At 24.8% G+C, this 19671-nt stretch carries 30 protein-coding genes and 2 pseudogenes; 19 read left to right on the top strand and 13 right to left on the bottom strand.

What is annotated here, in order from left to right; genetic code table 4:
• Position 1 precedes the first annotated feature (1 nt).
• The 9 genes and pseudogenes from ACZ91P_RS12655 to ACZ91P_RS12615 form a co-directional block, all read right to left on the bottom strand.
• The gene (locus ACZ91P_RS12655; protein WP_465156654.1) at positions 2-160 is read right to left on the bottom strand and encodes a hypothetical protein; all 159 of its coding nucleotides are present in this window, start codon (positions 158-160) and stop codon (positions 2-4) included.
• Positions 154-981, bottom strand: coding sequence for an SLC5/6 family protein (locus tag ACZ91P_RS12650; protein ID WP_465156652.1), 828 nt, complete (start codon positions 979-981; stop codon positions 154-156). Before ACZ91P_RS12650 ends, ACZ91P_RS12655 begins: the two co-directional genes overlap by 7 nt.
• A complete protein-coding gene (locus tag ACZ91P_RS12645; protein WP_465156650.1) occupies positions 950-1681 on the bottom strand; it encodes an SLC5/6 family protein in 732 nt (243 codons plus the stop codon). The genes ACZ91P_RS12650 and ACZ91P_RS12645 overlap by 32 nt, the downstream gene beginning before the upstream one ends.
• Positions 1682-1736: 55 nt before the next feature.
• Entirely contained in the window at positions 1737-3392 is a 1656-nt protein-coding gene (locus tag ACZ91P_RS12640) for a hypothetical protein (protein WP_465156648.1), read from the bottom strand.
• Between the two features lie 124 nt (positions 3393-3516).
• Positions 3517-3900: a methylated-DNA--[protein]-cysteine S-methyltransferase gene (locus tag ACZ91P_RS12635; RefSeq protein WP_465156646.1), complete on the bottom strand. Its 384-nt coding sequence runs from the start codon at positions 3898-3900 to the stop codon at positions 3517-3519.
• Positions 3901-4297: 397 nt separating this feature from the next.
• A pseudogene (locus tag ACZ91P_RS12630) lies at positions 4298-4438 on the bottom strand (hypothetical protein); the annotation flags it as partial.
• Positions 4439-4453: 15 nt separating this feature from the next.
• Positions 4454-4675: a hypothetical protein gene (locus ACZ91P_RS12625; protein WP_465156644.1), complete on the bottom strand. Its 222-nt coding sequence runs from the start codon at positions 4673-4675 to the stop codon at positions 4454-4456.
• A gap of 170 nt (positions 4676-4845) precedes the next feature.
• Entirely contained in the window at positions 4846-5055 is a 210-nt protein-coding gene (locus ACZ91P_RS12620; RefSeq protein WP_465156642.1) for a lipoprotein, read from the bottom strand.
• Between the two features lie 280 nt (positions 5056-5335).
• A pseudogene (locus ACZ91P_RS12615) lies at positions 5336-6329 on the bottom strand (IS30 family transposase).
• A 235-nt stretch (positions 6330-6564) separates the two neighbouring features.
• Between ACZ91P_RS12615 and ACZ91P_RS12610 the strand changes: the two are divergent.
• The 10 genes from ACZ91P_RS12610 to ACZ91P_RS12565 all read left to right on the top strand — a co-directional run bounded on the left by ACZ91P_RS12610 (position 6565) and on the right by ACZ91P_RS12565 (position 10866).
• Positions 6565-6792 (top strand): hypothetical protein, encoded by a 228-nt coding sequence (locus ACZ91P_RS12610; RefSeq protein WP_465156640.1) that lies wholly within the window; start codon positions 6565-6567, stop codon positions 6790-6792.
• A gap of 132 nt (positions 6793-6924) precedes the next feature.
• Positions 6925-7095 carry a hypothetical protein gene (locus ACZ91P_RS12605; RefSeq protein WP_465156638.1) on the top strand — a complete coding sequence of 57 codons (171 nt, stop codon included), beginning with the start codon at positions 6925-6927 and terminating at the stop codon, positions 7093-7095.
• Positions 7096-7150: 55 nt separating this feature from the next.
• The gene (locus ACZ91P_RS12600) at positions 7151-7456 is read left to right on the top strand and encodes a hypothetical protein (RefSeq protein WP_465156636.1); all 306 of its coding nucleotides are present in this window, start codon (positions 7151-7153) and stop codon (positions 7454-7456) included.
• Positions 7366-7770: a hypothetical protein gene (locus ACZ91P_RS12595; protein WP_465159000.1), complete on the top strand. Its 405-nt coding sequence runs from the start codon at positions 7366-7368 to the stop codon at positions 7768-7770. Before ACZ91P_RS12600 ends, ACZ91P_RS12595 begins: the two co-directional genes overlap by 91 nt.
• Positions 7748-8140: a hypothetical protein gene (locus ACZ91P_RS12590; protein ID WP_465156634.1), complete on the top strand. Its 393-nt coding sequence runs from the start codon at positions 7748-7750 to the stop codon at positions 8138-8140. The genes ACZ91P_RS12595 and ACZ91P_RS12590 overlap by 23 nt, the downstream gene beginning before the upstream one ends.
• A 131-nt stretch (positions 8141-8271) precedes the next feature.
• Positions 8272-8445 carry a hypothetical protein gene (locus ACZ91P_RS12585; RefSeq protein ID WP_465156632.1) on the top strand — a complete coding sequence of 58 codons (174 nt, stop codon included), beginning with the start codon at positions 8272-8274 and terminating at the stop codon, positions 8443-8445.
• A gap of 95 nt (positions 8446-8540) precedes the next feature.
• Complete coding sequence (locus tag ACZ91P_RS12580) at positions 8541-9020, top strand: hypothetical protein (RefSeq protein WP_465156631.1); 480 nt, start codon at positions 8541-8543, stop codon at positions 9018-9020.
• A 167-nt stretch (positions 9021-9187) separates the two neighbouring features.
• A complete protein-coding gene (locus ACZ91P_RS12575) occupies positions 9188-9322 on the top strand; it encodes a hypothetical protein (protein ID WP_465156629.1) in 135 nt (44 codons plus the stop codon).
• 320 nt (positions 9323-9642) lie between these two features.
• A complete protein-coding gene (locus tag ACZ91P_RS12570) occupies positions 9643-9861 on the top strand; it encodes a hypothetical protein (protein WP_465156627.1) in 219 nt (72 codons plus the stop codon).
• A gap of 3 nt (positions 9862-9864) precedes the next feature.
• The gene (locus ACZ91P_RS12565) at positions 9865-10866 is read left to right on the top strand and encodes a hypothetical protein (protein WP_465156625.1); all 1002 of its coding nucleotides are present in this window, start codon (positions 9865-9867) and stop codon (positions 10864-10866) included.
• Between the two features lie 164 nt (positions 10867-11030).
• On the opposite strand, the gene ACZ91P_RS12560 is transcribed toward ACZ91P_RS12565, so the two are convergent.
• Positions 11031-11273, bottom strand: coding sequence for a hypothetical protein (locus ACZ91P_RS12560; protein WP_465156623.1), 243 nt, complete (start codon positions 11271-11273; stop codon positions 11031-11033).
• A 96-nt stretch (positions 11274-11369) separates the two neighbouring features.
• Positions 11370-11669: a UPF0236 family transposase-like protein gene (locus ACZ91P_RS12555; RefSeq protein WP_465156621.1), complete on the bottom strand. Its 300-nt coding sequence runs from the start codon at positions 11667-11669 to the stop codon at positions 11370-11372.
• Between the two features lie 251 nt (positions 11670-11920).
• Here ACZ91P_RS12555 and ACZ91P_RS12550 point away from each other — a divergent pair, with 251 nt between their 5' ends.
• From ACZ91P_RS12550 to ACZ91P_RS12510, 9 genes are all read left to right on the top strand, one after another.
• Positions 11921-12319, top strand: coding sequence for a hypothetical protein (locus ACZ91P_RS12550; RefSeq protein ID WP_465156619.1), 399 nt, complete (start codon positions 11921-11923; stop codon positions 12317-12319).
• Entirely contained in the window at positions 12312-13772 is a 1461-nt protein-coding gene (locus ACZ91P_RS12545; RefSeq protein ID WP_465156617.1) for a PBSX family phage terminase large subunit, read from the top strand. The genes ACZ91P_RS12550 and ACZ91P_RS12545 overlap by 8 nt, the downstream gene beginning before the upstream one ends.
• The gene (locus ACZ91P_RS12540) at positions 13745-13999 is read left to right on the top strand and encodes a hypothetical protein (RefSeq protein ID WP_465156615.1); all 255 of its coding nucleotides are present in this window, start codon (positions 13745-13747) and stop codon (positions 13997-13999) included. The genes ACZ91P_RS12545 and ACZ91P_RS12540 overlap by 28 nt, the downstream gene beginning before the upstream one ends.
• A gap of 56 nt (positions 14000-14055) precedes the next feature.
• Positions 14056-14772, top strand: coding sequence for a hypothetical protein (locus tag ACZ91P_RS12535; RefSeq protein ID WP_465156613.1), 717 nt, complete (start codon positions 14056-14058; stop codon positions 14770-14772).
• Positions 14773-14997: 225 nt separating this feature from the next.
• A complete protein-coding gene (locus ACZ91P_RS12530) occupies positions 14998-15336 on the top strand; it encodes a hypothetical protein (RefSeq protein WP_465156611.1) in 339 nt (112 codons plus the stop codon).
• A gap of 3 nt (positions 15337-15339) precedes the next feature.
• Positions 15340-15915 (top strand): hypothetical protein, encoded by a 576-nt coding sequence (locus ACZ91P_RS12525; protein WP_465156609.1) that lies wholly within the window; start codon positions 15340-15342, stop codon positions 15913-15915.
• Positions 15873-16796 (top strand): hypothetical protein, encoded by a 924-nt coding sequence (locus ACZ91P_RS12520; RefSeq protein ID WP_465156607.1) that lies wholly within the window; start codon positions 15873-15875, stop codon positions 16794-16796. The genes ACZ91P_RS12525 and ACZ91P_RS12520 overlap by 43 nt, the downstream gene beginning before the upstream one ends.
• Positions 16756-17004 (top strand): hypothetical protein, encoded by a 249-nt coding sequence (locus ACZ91P_RS12515; RefSeq protein WP_465156605.1) that lies wholly within the window; start codon positions 16756-16758, stop codon positions 17002-17004. The genes ACZ91P_RS12520 and ACZ91P_RS12515 overlap by 41 nt, the downstream gene beginning before the upstream one ends.
• Before the next feature lie 135 nt (positions 17005-17139).
• Positions 17140-18195 carry a hypothetical protein gene (locus ACZ91P_RS12510; RefSeq protein ID WP_465156603.1) on the top strand — a complete coding sequence of 352 codons (1056 nt, stop codon included), beginning with the start codon at positions 17140-17142 and terminating at the stop codon, positions 18193-18195.
• Positions 18196-18224: 29 nt separating this feature from the next.
• Here the strand turns inward: ACZ91P_RS12510 and ACZ91P_RS12505 are convergent, their stop codons facing one another.
• A complete protein-coding gene (locus ACZ91P_RS12505) occupies positions 18225-18716 on the bottom strand; it encodes a lipoprotein (protein WP_465156601.1) in 492 nt (163 codons plus the stop codon).
• A 12-nt stretch (positions 18717-18728) separates the two neighbouring features.
• Complete coding sequence (locus ACZ91P_RS12500) at positions 18729-19637, bottom strand: hypothetical protein (protein WP_465156599.1); 909 nt, start codon at positions 19635-19637, stop codon at positions 18729-18731.
• Positions 19638-19671 lie beyond the last annotated feature (34 nt).

Below are 19671 nucleotides of genomic sequence, written 5' to 3'. Positions count from 1 at the left end.
GTTATAAATCTTCTTCTAACTCATGTTCTAATGCTAATTTCTGATCAAATTCTAATGTATGCTGGCTACGTTGTCAATCTTTATAGATAAAAAAGCCAAAAGCAACTGCTAATAAAATTGCTAAAACTAATAAAACAACAATGGCGATGGTAACTAACATGGTTTCTGTCCTCCTTTTTCTCGTTTTATGCCATAATAACTATTCAGACTTACAACTAGGACTGGTACAAAAATACCTAACACAAAAGCTAATACTGAGATATATCAAGCGTTTTTTGTACAACTAATAATAAAATCATAAACTGAAAAACAAACAATAACAACTAATATAAGTGGAATTAAATAATACATCATAATTTTATATAACTTATTTAATTTAATTCATGATACTTGGTTATTGTAATTAATTATAATATGTAGTTTTTTTGCATATCAAACAAAGAAAATAACTTGTGCTAAAGATACTAAAATTAAATCTAATCCTGCTGCTAATAATTGAAAGGAATTAATTACCTGATATGTGCTCTCAAAAACTAGTGATAAACCAACAACAATAATTGTTAAACAAATCCCACAAATTACTTTTTGATTACTAATTTCATATTGTGTTTCAATAGCATCCACAATAACTTCAACATTACCAACCGTTGTACTTAATCCGGCAATAAATAAAGCTAAAAAGAATAAAACTCCTAAGAAATTCCCAACTCCCACAACAGTATTTTGATTAATAATATGGAAAGCTTCTGGCAAAACATTAAAAACAAAAACCATTGAATCATTACCAAACTTAGTAGCAATTTGTTGTTGAAATAATAAAATATCATTTTTATCAGTAACCAAATTATTAACAATAGCCCCTGATGCACCAAAAATAAAGATTAAGTTAGTAATGGATAAAAATAAAATCCCAATTACTAATAAGTAAGCTTTTGAAGCATTATCTTGATTATGTGGACCTACACCAGCAAAGCGCATCATCATTCCCATTCCTAATGATGTTGTAAAAAAAAACTAAGGAAAAAACACTACATCATGTTTGACTTTGCTTTAATTTCTCTAAATTATTTGTTAAAAACAACGTTGCTAATCTTTGATGGCTCCCTGGGACTGTTAAAATATAAATTGCTAAAATTAAAATAATTAAAAATAATAAGGGCATAAAAAACTTATTAACTTTTTTAATTCCCTTAATTCCAAATAATAAGACAAGACCAACTAACAAAACAACAAATAAAAAAGCTAAAAATACAATTCATTGAAAACCACCATTGTTAGTTAGGCCAAAACCACCACGATGTAAAATCTGATGGTTAAAAATATTTCCATCAAGATTACTAATCAAGGTAGGACTAAATTCAATTCCAATCGAAATAATAGTATAACCAACCAAAACAGCATAATAAATCGGAATAATAATCATTAAAGTTGATTGAAACCAACCCATAAAGCGACTAAAGCGAACACTTTCTTTATCAAAAATGTTAATTACACTTTTACGTCGAAGATTTCCTAAGTTAAATTCAAAAATTAATAATGCAAAAATATATATTAAGAAAAAATAAAATCCACCATATTTATTAATAAAACCAGGTAATCCTCAAATTACCCCTAATCCAATTGCTGCACCTAATGATGAAACAATAAATCCAAATTTTGTCATTTGTTTTTTACTACTCATTTTTTCTCCTTTATTTTTAAATAAAAAATGTAATATTGTTGCATTTTTACCATTTTTATTTCTTTTGAGGTCTAATCTTACGACTAGTACCTCAAACAACGGCAATAATAATACTTGTGCAAAAAGCACCAAACATAATAATTAAAATAATTTTAATAATGTTAACCTTTTGATTATAACTTGCAATATCATCATAGCCAAAAATGTTACCCATATATTGCCCTTTAATTCCTAAACTATTTACAAGATTCTTAAAATATTTTGATGCAACATTTCGTGCTTCTTTAATCATTCCATAGTAAGCATCAACAGCATGCCCCATCTCATGGTTCAAAGTACAAAAAACATTTGGTGAGCTTCATCATCCAATTAAATATTCAGAAATAGTTTTTCCCTGCAAAACATTATCAAATTCTTTTGCAGAAATAACGATATAAGCCCATCTAGTTGAAATAAAACGATTTGACCCTGGTAATAATTGAAAAGAATAATTTGTATAAGCTGCTGTTTGTCTACCTTCTTCTAACAATGGAGCATCAGGAGAAAATAAAAATCCAGTTAAAAAATATTTAAAATTGTCACCAGTTATTGCATAAGTCATATTAAATAAATTTAAAATTTGTTCTTTAAGAAACTCCGTCAGTTCATCAGTTAATTGATAATATTTTTGCATTGCTTGCACGCTATCTTTTAAGAAAATAGTGCTCCCTTTTTCATGATAATAATTATTTTCATATTCTGTTATCTTTTTTAAATCTTCATCTAACTTATCAAATGATGAATAATATTGCTGTTTACTAGTATTCATAAAATTTTCAAATTTTATAATCGCTGATTGTGATGCTCGCGTATATGAATCATTCATCATATTTCCTAATTCCGCTGTTAAATCGTGCTTACCATTATTAATAATGCTATTTCGTAGAATATTTCCGTCAAAACTAACATTATCAGTTTCAATATCTTGCATTCTACTTGACTGCCACATAATTAAACTTGTTTTAAGAGCATTAAAAGTATAATTTCGTGCTCATAATTTCCTATTTTGGGGAATTAATTGTTGTAAACCAAGTTCAAAAGATGGCAAAAAATATTTTAAATCAACTGCATTAATTGGTTTAGTTGTTAAATTAGTATTATAACTAATATTTGACTTTGCAACATACTGATCAATTTTAGCACGTTGTTTTTGTAAAGAAGTAATTCGGGAACCAAAATTCTCTTTTTGAAGCGGAGTATAAATATCAATAAAAAAATTATTTAAAATCTCTCAGCTTTTATTTTTCATTTGGTTTGGCATTGTCATTCATTTTGAATATGCTTCGGAAAAAAATTCTTTCCAAGTTTTCATTCCATAAATACTAGTATTAATAATCGAGGCCATTAATGACATTTCAAATAATTCTTTCGTATCGATTCTCACATTATTAATATTAGTTTTAGTATTATAAATTATATTTTTATTAGCAACAATATTGTTTTCTATCATTTTTACTGTTTTGTTTTGGTCAATATTGGAAGACTTATAAATAAAATACTGTAATAAATAGCCTGAATAAATAAAATCATCTTCGTCAAGTGATGAAACTGCTGTTGGTGATAGTTCTGTAATATATCCCTTTTGATTAATAAAACTAGAAGTAGGTACAAATGTCATATTAATAGTTCCAAACACTAATAAACTACTTGCTATTGTATGAAACTTTCCCATAATTTTTTCTCCTTTTAATATATTAAAAATTTATTGTTGATAACCAACATACTAATTAAAAATAAAATTAATTGTAATAAAAACTACTTTTAATAAAGCATAAATTTAAAATAACAAATACTAATTATCAAATATTTTCTAATTGTAATAACGATGCTTTCATTTCTAACCCACCACGATAGCGACGTAAAGCATTATTTTTGCCTAAAACACGATGACAGGGAACAAGAATTGTGATGGCATTATTGCCAATTGCTGTCTCCACAGCTCGCATTGCTTGCCGATGTCCAATTTTTTGTGCAATATCAGCATAACAAGTTGTTGTTCCATATGGTATTTTAGCAACTTCTGCTCAAACCTTTTTTTGAAACAAAGTACCAGTGAAATCAAACGCTATAGTAAAAAATGTTCGTTTTCCGATTAAATATTCCGTTAATTGCTCCATAACAAGGTTCGTTTTTCCTTCTTGATCAGCAATTAATAAAATATTTGGTCCCTTTTTCTTCAACCAAGATTCTAATTCATTAAACCCTTTGTTATTAGAACCAATAAAAGTTACACCTTGTTCAGAAACAGCAACATATAAATTTCAATTATTAACCTTTAAATTGTTATAATACTATTTAGTTAACTTTTGTTTGGCCATATCTTATAACCTCCTAATGATTGCTGTTTTTGATTAAAATAAATTATTTTGTGCTTTAAGGTATTTAAATTATACTATTAATTTATGAAAAACTATTTATAATTAGCAAATTTTTTTTATTTTTTATTAGTATGTAAACTGTAATATAAACTGCAACAAATTAAAATTTAAAATCAAAATAATTTTTATTATAAATTATCATATGAAATAAAAAAGATTAACTTTTTATCGTGTTAATCTTTTTAATAAAATGAAAATATTATTTGATAGCTTTTACATAAGCCTTAAAAGCAAATTTTCCAGAAATATATTTTGAAGTGTCTTTTGCTTTAACTAAAATTATGACTTCTTGTTGCTTTGAATAATCACCTGGCTGAGCATTATTTGTAATTGTATAATCCTCAGCAGTTACTGCTTATACTATATCTTTCACAATTTTTAGCACTTTAGCAACAAGCGTTGCTTCAATATTAATTTTTTCTAATTCATTAATAGCTGTCGCATTTGGATTCGCTGCTTTAATTTCTAAAGCACTATATGGAATAGTACCCTCGCGAGAAGAAATATCGACTTTTTCTATTTTTGTAAGTTGTGGTAAAGTTACTTTAATATATCCGGTATTGCCAATAATAACCATACTATCCTGCGCTGCAACAATTTGAACATAAACATCAACTTTACTATCTTGTAAATTAACAGTTTCTAATTCACTGCCATCTTTATCTTTAAAAACATCATAAGTAAAATCAGCTGTTGTGGCCGTTTTATTAATTCATTGTACCGTTGATAAAACAATTGGATCTAATACTATTTTAATCTCAGCTTTTGTAACTCTATTGGGTCCATAACAGTCATTTCTTTTTGTGCTTCAATTATTTTAATTTTTGCTAAATCATTGTTACTTTCAGAGTTGTTACTCTCATCTTTGCTATCACCAACTTTGGTACATGCAACTAATGTTGTTGCGCCAGTTGTTGTTAAACTAAAAATTGATACGATTGATAAAAATTTTTTCATAGTTTATATTTTCTTTTTTATTAAGTAGTGATTTTATAAAAACAAACATAATTAAAAAATACATGAATAAGAGAAAAAACATTAACAATTATTTTAATTACTTTTAACCCTACTTTGTATAGTGTAAATGCAATTAGTTATTTCCTACTCTTATTAATTAAAATAATAGCACTTAAAAATAAGTTTGTAAGTATTTTAAAATTATTTTTTTAATTTATTTAAAATTAGTATATTTGGGCACACTAAAAAATAATTTATTAAGTTTTTTTATTTAATAAATTTATTTAATATATTTATTAAATAACTGTGTTGGTGTTTCTCAATTTAAACAAGGTCTTATCTTATCATTAATTGTATTAATTATTCAATCTATTTTATCTTGTTTAATAATTCTAAAATCAGTACTTTTGGGTAATTCTCGCCTTATATCTCTATTCATTCTTTCAACTTTGGGTTTTTGTGTTGGAGTTCCAGCATCACAAAAGTATACATTTGTATTAGTAATCTTTTCAATTTTTTTCATTTACTAAATTCTTTACCTTGATTAGTTATTATTCCTTTTATATTTTCCTTATTAAAGTTTATTTTTAAAAATACTTTTAATGGCTTTATTAACCTCTTCTGAATTATGGTGGTCTAATTTAAAACAAATCGTATATAAACTTTTTTCTTCTGTAAAAGTTAAACAAGCAGATTGATGGTCTTTACCTACTATACAGTTCATTTGAAATCAACCAAAAGTACCTTTTTCATGTTCTGCTTCTTCAATAAATCTAATATTAGTTAATTGACTACGATCATCTTTTCTCTTTTTTGTTTTAAACTTTTTACCTTTAAATGGCAGTTTTTTCTTAATTTCAGTATTTTCATCATCAAAAACTCCATATTCAATATATTTGTAAAGTGTCACATGTGAAAATGGAAACTTTTCATTATACTTTTTTTCATATTCAAAAATAATTAACATTGGTGAATAGCGTCTTTTACTTAAAATTTTTCTTATATGATTTACAACTTTTTTCTAATTGTAGTATATTTTATAGATTTTTTCTTTTATTTTTATAATCATCATTCGCTTTTTTAGGATCGTATTCTTCTTTAAGTCTTTTAGCCTCTAATCTAATTGTATTAGGACTTTTATTCATTACTTTTCCTATTTTAGAATAATTAGGTGTGCTATCTTTCTTTTTAAATTTTTCGTATATTAAATATTCTTTTAAGTCATTTCTTTCTGCTAAATTAAAATGTTTAAATTTTTTCTTTTCTTTTTTCATAAGACAACCTAGCCCTTTCTATTAAAATATTTATACACTAAAAATTAAAATTTTGTTGACAATACTTTAAATGATGATAGGATGGTGATGTAATTTAATACAAGTAGGATTTACTAGCCCTTAATCGCTTATTTTAAAATTACTAAAAAATAGAGACTTGAAAAAGTCTTTTTTTAATTTATTTTACTTTTTGATATTTTTTTGTAGAATGGTGATGACAAAAAGAGGTAAAAAAATGGCAAAAGTAGATAAAAAGTGATGAATAATGGCAAATTTAACAAAAATAAAGCAAAAATTAACAAAATTTGATGAATATTGTAAAGAAAATAATATCAAACTTGCCACAAAAGAAACCTTATTAATCTTTTGTAATTTAGAAGAAGATGAATATAATGACTTAAAAGACACTAATTTATTAGCATTTAATAAACTTAAAATGAAAATAAGAATATTAGGAAAATAATATAAAATTACATCTCTTAAACGAAACTAAGGGGGGTGTATCGGTATATGCACAGTATTATGGTCGTGAAAATGAAACTGAAATAAATTATGCTCCACCAGTAATTAACATAACAGATAGGAGAAAAATATAATGGCAATGTTATATGAATATAGTTATCTTAATGAAATAGTAGTTAGTTTATTAAATAATACAGAGTATATTGCAGATGAGATTAATTTAGCAGGTAGTCGTAAAGCAGGTAAAACATATTCTATTGATGAATTAATAGCATTATTTAAGTTGTATTGTATTAGCAAATAAAGATAAAAAAATAGCAATATATGGTTTTAGATTAAATAGTGCAGATACTGCTGAAATGCAACAAGATATTCAAGATGCCTTAGATAAAGTTGGTTTAATACTTAATCCTACTAAAAAATGAAAAGGTGATCATTATCAATATAATGCTAGATTTAATAAACCTACTTGAACATTTCCTAATGGTAGTTTTATTAAATTACAAGGGGCTAGAAAAAGCAATTCATCGCAAGTATTAGGGAAAAAGGAACAGCACGAGCAAATGGTGCTGATTTATGTATTATTTGGCTTGAAGAAGCTAATGAATTTAGTAAATCAGAAAAAGAAGCAATTATGCAAGCAGTTCGTGATTATAAAAAATTAATATTAATTACAAGTACTAACCCTGATAGTATTTATCAAGATCATATAGATTATTTAAATAAATTATTACCTTTTAATCGTAAAGAATTGGAAAGTAAAGGAGAACAAATATCTAAATTAATAGTTCCAGTATTAGATCATAAAACAGGACAAAAAGCATATGATAAAAAAGTAATTAATCATTATACTAATTATTTAATTAATAAAGATAATTTAAACTATGATGAATTAATGAAATTATATAAATTAAAAGCAGAATGACCTAAAAAAATATGATGTATGAGAAATTGGAATGCCTGGAGCATTAGATGGTAGTATTTTTGCTAATTATTTATTTAGTAAATTATACGATTTTGAACCAGTTAATTTTAAAGCAGGTTTAAATTTAGGTTATGCAGATAGTTCATTGGGACATGCAACTCATGCTATTTTAATGGGATTAGATAGAGAATATAAAAAAATGACACCATTAATGGAATATAAACATAGTAATGCTAAAATGATACATAAAGATACAACTAAGATTTTATTTGAAATAGTACACTTTTTTATAACTGCTTCTATAAAATGAGATTATTTACAAGATGGTTTAGATGTAAATGTTGACTATGGAAATGGTGGTTTAGTTTCTATTGATACATTAAACAATATTCGGCGACAATATTATCCTGAGCTAATTGATTAAGATTTAAACCAGTAGTAAAAGATGTTTGATATAGAACTGATAGAATTCATGCTATAATCATCCTGCTAAATAAGAATTATTTACAAATTAGTCAACGATTAACACCAAAGTTATTTAAGGATATGTTAAAAATGGAATGAAGAAAACCACCTACAAATAAATCTACTTATAAATTAGAAAATAATAAATTATTTGATGATGGTTTTGATGCTATGACTTATGCTGTTATGGATATAATGGAATATTTTATTAAAACATTAGATAATCCATTTTTAATAAGTAAACAATTCGGAAAGCGAGATTAAAATTATGGCATTTTGAAATAAAAATAACTATGTAATTGATTTAGAAAAAAAGAATTATAAAGAATATATATTATTTAAGTGAGATAGATTTATGAGTGAATTTACTTATTTATGATGGGCATTACTTTATAATACATTTTTTGCAATTAGATTGAACCTGAGCAGTTAAAAGTGGTGAATTTGATGGTTTTAGTTGAGATAGTATTATGTCATCAAGTAATATTATTGGTTTAGGATTTGGCCATATTACTTTATTAGGTATTCAAGGTATTTTAATGTGAATTGGTCGTAAACCTAAAATAGATAAAAATATTAAATCACAAGGTAATCATTTAATTAGAAAAAGAAAATTAGGTATTGTATTTATTATTTTAGGGTTAATGCCTTTAATTATTTGATCTATTGGAAGATTAATTATTATCTTTATGTGTAAAGCATATTTAAAAGCAAATAATAGTTATGAAAGAATTGAAAATAAATTTATTAAAGATTTAGAAATTAAAAAAGTAGATAAAGATACAGCAATAGAAACTGTTTCACAATTTGCAGAGAAAATATTGAAAGGAAAAGATTAATTATGGCAAAGAAACAAATTAAAAAAAATATTGAAAAAATGCGAATAAATAAAAATATTTGTTGAATGATAATTGATGGTAAAGAGTGTTTTTAAAAAGTAAGTAAAAATTGAAATGGTATTTATGTTCCTACGTGTGAAGAACATATTAAAATATTCCAAGAATTAATGAAAGAAACTTATGATTATGGTGTTAATAATCAAAAAGAATATTTAGATCAATATGAAAAAGGTTTTAAAAAAGGTATTGAAGAAACTAGAACTGAAATTAAGAAAAAATATACACAAGTTTACAAAAATTAAAATGATGGTAAGATGGTGACGATAGTTTTTAAAATTTTCTATAAAAAAATAATGGAGGGATTAAAGTTATGTCAAACTTTAAATATGAATATAAAGAAAATATGACATAAGATGAAATTAATGCTTTATTAGAACAAAAAGAAAAACAAGTATTATCTAGTGTCTTACCAAGTGCAGAAACTCGTATAAAATCAAAAACTGAAAAAGAATATTTAAAAGAAATTAATAATTATCAGTCAAAAATAAAAGAATATGAGTTATCACAAGTACCACAAGAAAATCGTAAATTAGTTGAAGAACTATTAAATAGTGGTAAAGATATGGAATATATTAAAACTAATTTTAAAGATTTAGTTGAGAAAAAACCTACATTAGATATGAAAAATCTAATGAATGGTGAAATTCAAATTAAAGATGAAAATATGTTTATTGAAGAATTATCACAAAAAATAAAAGAAAATTTACAAGATAATCATAATATTTCTATTAATGAAAGAATTAAAAACTTAGTTCAAAAAGAATATCAGAAAGGAAAATAAAATATGGCATCAATTATAGGATTACATGAGGGATTTGTTATTGGTAATGGTGTAGCAAATTTAACAAAAGAAGGACATTTATTATTATCAGCACAAGAAATGCGAGTAAAAGATATTTTATCAAATCCTGATTATTATACTTTTCATCGTTTAACAGCAACAGCACAATCAAGTCCTAATATGGAAAGTGCAGATTATGCAGTTGCAATTTATACAATACCTGAACGATTATTTTATGGTGATTCAGAATGAAACCACGAAAAAGGAAACCCAAAACAAAATCAAAATGCTAAGCGTGGTCGTTTAGTAATTGATCATACTATTGGTTTAAAAACACAATGAAGAAGATTTGATTTATCTCGTTTAAAAAATACTGGCCCATCATTACGCGGTGAATTAGTAGCAAAATGAACTGGTTCAATTACAGAAAATATGATGTTTAATTTAGAATTATACTTTTTAAAAGGTGTAATTGATAATTATATTGCTAGATCTAAATTTAATAAAGATTATGCTTTTGTTTATAATATAACTAAAATTAAAACTCAACAAGATGCATTAGATTTAATGTATAAATTAGGACATCGTATGACAGATGAAACAAGAAAAATTAATGCATCTCAAATCGGTACAAATACTAGTGATTGAGAAATGATATGAGAACCACATTCATATCTAGATTTAACACGAGCATATACTCAATTAATCGGTGAAAATATTTCAGCAAATACAATGGTAACAGGTACTTTATTCCAAGATAAAGTTTTAGGTTATATGGTTTCTAAATCATTATGACTTGGTCAAAATATTAAACTTTTACATGGTAAAACATCAGATAGGCAATTAGAGATTAATTTACAAGGAATGAATAGAACTCGTGGCTTTGATTTATCTATTAATAATAAAATAGAAGCATTAGTTATTCATAGAGATTTAGTTATGTTGATAATGATACACAAGAACCTGCATTTACTAGTCGTGTATTATTTTCATTACCTGCTTTAACAAGACCTGAATTATGTTTCTTAATTATTAAAGAAATGTTTACAGAACAAGAACAAATGGATGCTATTGCTTGCTTATGAGATAATACAAATCCAACTGGTAATTCATGACAAAAATATAATTAATTTACAGCTGAATGAGAAAATGAATTAACTTATTAATTATTAGATTATGATCCAAATTTTAGTATTAAATAAATTAATTTTATTTTTAAAATTCATCATACTAGTATTTAATTTATTTTTAAGAGTTTTTTCATGATAAGTTGCTTTTTTAACTAAAACACCTTTACAGTAATGTGATATATCACCCTCAATATGACAACCAATATTATTTCATAATGTTTGATTTCTGACACCTTCTTCATTATTTTTAATTAATTTAATTGTCTCTTTTAAGAATTTCATTTTTGATTCTTTTATAAAAGAAGCACTGTTTTCTAAACATTCTAATAATTCTTCAAATGATAATATTTTTTCTTTAACAGAATTATCTATTCTTTGTTATTTTTCAATTCCTAAAAGTTTATCCAAAGGAAAAATATATTCTTCTTTACCTGTTTCTGGATTAATTTTATAATATTTTCTTCTTTTAAAAGTTATTTTCCCATTTAAAATAGTTAATGTTCTTGGTTTTATTTCTTTTACTTTATAATCTTTAAATTTTTTTAAAGTTTCATCAATTTTATAATTTTTTAAAATTCATTCATCACAATCTTCTAAATTTTGTTGAATAATTTCAATACTTTGTATATATAACAAATTATTAAAATTCTTAAAAAAATTGTTATCAATATTTATCATTTTTTTACCCTCTTTCCTTAGTTCTACACATTAACACAAAAATAATAAAAATGCAAAAAAAGATATTATTTTTTATTTATTGTGTTATAATTTAATTTTTAATTATTAGCAAATTAATTTAACTGAAAAAAGTAAATTACTTTACTTTTTTTATTTTGATGTAAAATTATAAATAATAAAAAAAGAACCGTATCAAGTTCTTCAGTACATGTTTTTCTCTACTTATATTTAACCATATAAAGGAGTAAAAAATGAAAGAATTTAATCCAAAAACAGCAAGTTTACGAACATTTTATCGTAAAATAGATGAATTTTGGCAAAATAAATCACCTAATAAACCATATACTTTGAACAATTTAACCAATGAATTCAATCTTTCTCGCAAGTGAAGATATGATACTTATGCGAGCGAAAAGATAGTTCCTTTGCTTGAAAAACAAGTTGATAGAATAGAAAGTGAAATAATTAACTTTATGATGAAAACACCTGATGGTGCTAAATTATATTGACAACGAGCATTTAATTATAAATATTCACTGCAAGAAAAACAGTTGGAACAAGAATTAAACTTAAATAATCAACAACCAATAATAGTTAATTTACAAACGGATATTAGAGATATTAAAAAAGAAAGTGATAATAATGCTTAATCATTTTACTTATTTGTTAGAAACGCCTTATTGGTTGTTACAAAATAGTAGTATTGGTAATAAATATCCATTTACTAAGAAATATGAATTAGTTAATGAAATTAATCAAATTGGGACGTGATATAGTGGTAAAACTATATCAAATATTAAAATGTTTGGTGAATTATTAAAAATTAGTTTATTAATTAAAGAACCAATTTGTATCATTGCTAGTATGTATTGGAGTAAAGATTTAAAAGATAGTGTATTTCAAAATATATGAAATATGTTAGATGAAAATCATATTCCTTATAATATAAATTTATCAAATTTTACTTTTACTTTATCAAATGGGAGCAAAATATATTGTAAAGGATTGCATTCACCAAGTCGGAAAGAAAAATTAAAAGCCTTTGCTGATTTGAATAAATATAAATTAGTTATTGATTGACGAGAAGAATGTGACCAATTTCAACAAAAAGATTTAAGTGATTTAGAATTTGCTATTCGTGGTTATCAAAATAAAATAACAATTAATACATGTAATCCTGAAAGTTTAAAAAGATATATTGTTGGTTATTGTAATGAATTATTACCTTTTAATGAAGAAATAATGCGTAGTAAATATGAGCAAATTAAATATATTGAAAAATGAAATATGAAAATTATTATTCATTATTCTAGTTGAAGATTAAATTATGAATTACCACAAGATAAAGTTAATGAACAATTAAGATTAGAACAGTTAGATATTGAAAGAGCAAGAGTATGGAGTTGAGGATTGCCTGGCAATACAAGTGGGTCAATTTTTGTTAGATATATTGATATTATGCAAGCAACAGATATTATTCAACCAACTAAATTATTAGGTGGTGTTGATATTGCTAATGCTACTAGTTCTAAAGGACATACAACAGCAGCTAGTTTTTCAATATATAACTCATTTGATAAAAAAGCCTATAAAGTTGCTGAATATACTCATTCAAATGCTACACAACAATTTAAAACTGAATTAGAACAAGTTAAAGATATTTTAGATTTTTATAACAATCAATTAAATCAATACTTTAATTTAATACAACAAGGAATATCAATTAATGTTGTTGATAGTGCTTATTCAACATTGCAAAGTTTAAACCGAGAAAAATATAATTATTCTTTTGGTCAATATATGACATTTAAACCAGCACAAAAACAAAAATTTAAAGTAAGACATAGTGTAGAGGCATTCACAATGTTAATAAATACTAATCAATTAAAATGATTATGAGAAAAATGTCCTGTAAGTAAAACCCAATATGAATTAATACAATGAGAAGATAAGCCTGAAGCAAGAGAAGAAAAAGTATTAGACTTATATGATGATACATTTGATAGTGATTTTTATGCTTTACATTTTGAATTAATACCAATGGTTAAGCATAATAGTTCAGCAGATTATAAATTATGACAACAAAGGGAGTGAATAAATTAATGAAAAAAGATATTTATGTAATACATGATGAGCGTGTAATAAATGCAAAAAGACCTTATATGTCTGTTTGTGGACAAGTTAAAAAAAGACTTTGTCAAGAATTAAAAAAAGATAATATAGCAATGTGTAAATTAAATTTATATAATGAATATATTAAAAAATATCAAAAAGTTAAAGTATTTGTACAAGTTTTAGCAAATGAACCTAGTTTATTAATAGTGTTTTAAAATTCTATAATTATGATTGAACTATTAATTTAGCAAATATTATTGCTCGCCATCAAATGCGATTAATAAATGGTAAAGATATTTTATTTAAGTCGCATCGTAAAGACATTTTAGAAAAATTAAATTGATGATATGAAACTTATAAAATAAAAGAAAAATTAGATAAGAATGAATTAACAGCAAGTTTAATGGGTAAAACTATCTTTGGTTTATTAGAAACTAGTGATGGCAATATTGATTTATGAATTAACCCTTTTAACTTTACATCTCGTGTAAGTAAAATAAATGAAATTGAACAGGGTGCTGATATTTGATTAAATTATCATCAATCAGATAGTGGTTTTATTTTAAATTTAATTTGTACCAAAGATAAAATAGTCATTAAAGGTTGACCTAAAAATAATGAAGTAGTTCTTGGTCAAAGTAAAACACAAATTAAGGATGATGTTAGACCTGTTTTAGTACAAGAATTTAAAAATAAATTAGGTATAGTCCCCTTTTGAGAAATTATAAATGAACCTAATCCTTTATTTTTATCAACATCAACCACTTTAAATCCATGACCAACTATGGCAAATTGTTATAAATTACAATTTGATTTAGAAGATAGTTTTAATATTAAATCAAAAGAAAGATATGCAAATCGTACGCATTGATATGGGATACTAAGTGATGATTTAATGACTGCTTATAACAAAGGCAATAAAAAAGTGCTACAAGATGTATTTGATGATATTTTTGTTCAATCAAGTTCATCAACAGTAGATGGTTAATTATCCCAATCTTTATAAGTAGTACAAGGTACACCAACCTTAGAAACATATACCGAAGACCAAAAATCTATTATTGAACAAGTATACTTAGCATGTCATTTTTCTAGTCCTTTTGGTGATAAATCAGATAATGACCAAAATAAAACACAATCATTATTAACTAAAACCAAAGATTTAAAAAAACAAGCATATTTACAATCATATCGTAAACAATATTATACTAAAATGTTTGATACTGTTTTAAAATATTATGGTTTATGAGATGGAAATGGTGAACGCCCTTATGGATTTGATTTTGTTAGTGCTAGTTTAATAGACCAAATGCGACAAAATGAATTAATTACTGCTAGATTAGAAAATGGCACAATGGAGCCAATAAGAGCAATAACTGAATATGATAATATTGATGAATTAGAAGCAACCAAATATTTTGAAAAAGTAGAAAAATGACAAGATAAAATGCAAGCCAAAGAAATTGAACATAATAATAAATTACTAGAATATGATGAAACTGGTAATAATCAAAATGCCGTACAAGGTAGAACAGAAATTAAGGAGAATTAATAAATGCAAAAAATTAGTCCAGCAGCTATGCAATGATTAAGAACAGGAGCAGGTGCTACTGCAATAGATATAAGAGAAAGTATAAAAGAACATAGACATTGAATGGTATTTCCTTTTAATGTTTATAGTTCATATATTCCTGATACTGAAACAGGTTGAAAACCTAATAATGCTAAACCAAGTGATTATGGTAGTTATTCAAGAATATTTGATAATATGGAAAGTACGATTGCTCAATGACAAGGTAGTTTAAAAATAGTCCAAAAATATAAAGGTGAAGAAATTACTATCTTAACGATTGATGATTTTAATAAAGAACCTATTAATTCAACAATATGAGCAAATAATGAAACACCTTTTGCTATAAAATTAAAAGATGAAAATAATAATGTTTATTGAAAATTAATTGATGGTGAAAATATTTATGATATTAATAGAATGTTAGAATACTTAAATCAATATAAATTAAGTTATTTTATGAATAATGATAATAAAGCCAATAACTTTTATACAAAAGAGGTAAAAGTTGGTAAATATTGAGATGCTTATCAGGTGAAGGTTATTGTTTTTCAAAAATAACTTATGATGAAAAACTAAATAAAGGTATTGTTGAATTAGATGAGATTTTATTAAAAGACCCAGGGGTTATAGCAGTGGCAGTTAAATTTTATGGTAATCCTATCTTTTTTGATATGCTTGTTATTGGGAGACCAATTATTAAAGGTGAATTTAATAAAAAAGTAATGAATTCTCGTGATTTATTAATGTATAACATATTTCCTGCACCACCTGATAAAATAAATACTTATGCTTCACCCGAAGTAAGTTGATATAACATTCAAGGTATTCAACCAACTATTATTACTGGATATAAAGATTGAAAAGAACATATTCAATCAATGTCTGATTTTTGAATTGAAAAAAATAATGAGGGTATGATAATAACAGATAAAGCAAGTTCAACAGCAACCAATCCGACTGTTGGAACAACTATTAAGGAAGAAGACAAAAATTTTAAGCCTTATTGGTCTAAAAATTGAATGATTACTCCACCAGATAAAGTAAAAGTAAATAGTGGAACTATTAATAATATTATTAGTACCCAAGCTTCATCATATTTTAGAAGAAAAGATGAATTCGGTAATACAGTTGGTAATGTTCAAATTGAATATAATAAAATGGGTAAATGTAATGTTTGAGATATTTTAAATATGAATAATTTTATTAATCGCCAAATTACAGTATTACCTTTAAACTATACGCAAAAATTAGTATTTAATCCTTTTACGATACCTGCTATTGGAAAGTTTTTAAACTTTGTTTCGTTTGGTATTCCTTGGGACTGAATTGGTAATTTAACAATTACCCAAGATGATAAATGACCTAATTTCCCATGACTTAATGGCTTTATGAGTGCTAATGTTTATAGTTTTTATAATGATGCCCTTTTGAGGTGATAAGTCTGCTGGTAAAGGTTATTTACCATTTGAAATATTTAGAGAACAAGGAAATGATAAAATTGGTGCTATGATTGGTGCTAATGCTACTAGTTTTAGTTTTACTACTTTATTAACTGATAAAATACAAGGCAATGTTTTTGAAAAAGATGGTAAACCAACAGAACGAATAATTTATTCAACTTATAATTTAAAACAATTAAACCCTTAAACTAATCGTATTTATTTAATTAATGAATTAGTAAGAGCAGTAGATGCTCAAACACCAGTTAGTGATAGTGAAAAAGATAATGATTGCGAATTCTTACAAACACCTGATGGTACAAATTGTAGTTATATTATTCATATGTTTTCAATACAAGCATTATATAAAGGTAATTTTGAAATTATCTTTTATGCTGATAACCCATATACTAACAATGAAGAAGATTATTTAAAATTATCAGTATGAAGTTTTTGTGGTAAAACAAAAAGCGTATTAAATAATTATTTACGAGATATGAGAACGAATTATAAAACTAGTTTCTTATTACCACATGATTATGAAATACCAACATTTAATTACCCACAATATGTTCTTCCACCAGTTCCATATAACTATAAACCTTATACCAAAGATATTATGCCTTCCGATGTAGTACTATCATTAAAAACTAAAATTATTGCATCTGCACAATGTAAACAAGATTCATTTAATAATTTATTTTCTGATGAATTTAAGAATGCTTATTATGAAATTGAAATTGATTTAAAACAAATTGACCCAACAATTCAAAGTATTAGTAAATTTCAAGATGCTTATAAAACTATTGAAATAAGTAATCTTAATAATTTACAAGTAGAATGTAAACCACCTAATATAGAAAATTTTATTCCTGATAGAAATATTAATATTTTAGGTGGTATAGGTATTTGTAGTGATGATTTGGGGTCATTAGCAAATATAACTTTACAAGAAAGTGGTCGTTCAGAAACAGATAAAGTTAATTTTGATAATATAAGAACTTTATATACAAAAAATATAACTAATGAAATTCAAACATTTGAACCTATTGCATATACTAATAGTTTACCAAGTGGAAATTATCAAAATATATATTCAACAAACAAGCCTTTGGGAGAAAATATATTCTTTAATTTTTTACTTCAAATAACAAAATTATCTAATACTGATAAAGATGAAATTAAAAAAACAAAACTACAAGCATATTATACTAATGATTTAAAATTAAAAATTAGAATATCAAAAAGCATACTTGCCAAATTAGCAGGTACTTCAAAAACCCATTGAGATTATTGGGGTAATAATAAAGATATAACAATAGATGTTTCTAATCCAAATGTTTTGGGAATTAGAAATAAAGGCGATAGTACAGTTAAAATTACAATTAAACCAAGATAAAAATAAAAAGAGATGTAAAATCTCTTTTTCTATTCTCCGTTAACTTTTACATTACCATCATTATCAATTATTAAGTCGGGTAATTTTTGTTCTTCACCATTTCAACGATAGATTGATTTAAAGTAAGTTCCATCGTCTTTATTTCAACTACTATATTCTTTATTTGCAATTGTATGTAAATCATTACTTACTCTGTGTAATTCTGCATTACTATATGATTTATCTATTAAACTATTGGTTCTGTCTAAACCAACATCTTTATATTTTTTTAATGTTCATTTATCTAATTTTAGGCCTTTTCATATAATAAAATAATATTTATTATTGCCAATTTCTTTAAATGGTTTTTCTTTGGGCACTATTCATTCTAAAATACCATCTTTTGTAGTTATTTTATTCTTTTCTTTTTCTTTTGCTAATTCTTCGGGTGTATATTCTTGTTGTGTATTACAAGCAACTAAACTTGTGGTACTTGTTCCTACTAATGATATTGTACTAATGATACTTAATAATTTTTTCATATTTTAATTCCACTATACTATAGCTGCTATTAATTCTGGTTCTGCCATTTCTCAAATTGATGAAAAAATACTAATAGCTTTTTCACAAAATAATTGAAAAACATCTTCATGTATTAATACGCTACCGTTTTCTATTTGATTAAATAAAATATTAAAAATTTGTTCCCCTGTCATTCAAATTTCTGTAGTTTGATCTATAATAAATTCAGCTTCACTGTCTCTTAATGGATCTCTAACATAATAAGTATCTTCAAGTATATTTTCTTTATTTGGTTTGATTCCAACAATTAATGCAGCATGAGGGTTGCTATTATATGCTTCTTCTTCTTCATCATATTCTTCATTAAATAAACCACCAAATATAACAGGAGTTTGTCTAGAAAGAGATTCCCATATTAAATGTCTTATCCACATTCTTTTTTCTATATCATTTAATCTATTTCAAAATAATTGTTTTAAATCAATTTTATTTAAATTAAATACGAAACTTTTCTCAATTATCGGGTTTATTTTTAACATTTCAATTACATTTGATAATGAAATACCATCATTTTCATTTTTTTGAAAAAAACTTACAATTTCTTTTTGTTCCGTTTCTTTAAGATCTTTATTATTAAGAATATTATTATCAAATATATTTTTTAAAATTGCCATAACACACCATGAATCAGTTATTTGAAATTGCATTGGTTTTTTCATGCTAGTTTTTCTTAAATCAATTAACACATCTTCTAATATTGGATATGTTATTTCTTGTCTTTTAACTCTATTTAAATTTTTTAAATTATTTGTTTGTAAATAACTAATTTCATTATTTTCTAATTTAGTTTCTTCTTTTTGATAAGGACTAGCGGCAATTGTTGTTGGTACAGCGCTTCCACTAATTGTTAATACACTTAATAAACTAAGTAATTTTTTCATACTTGTTTTTCTCCTTTTCTTTATCTTGAAACCT

Source organism: Spiroplasma endosymbiont of Halictus nicosiae, from assembly GCF_978018445.1.
The sequence above is the reverse complement of the archived record's forward strand: the minus strand, read 5'-3'. Positions and strand labels throughout refer to the sequence as shown.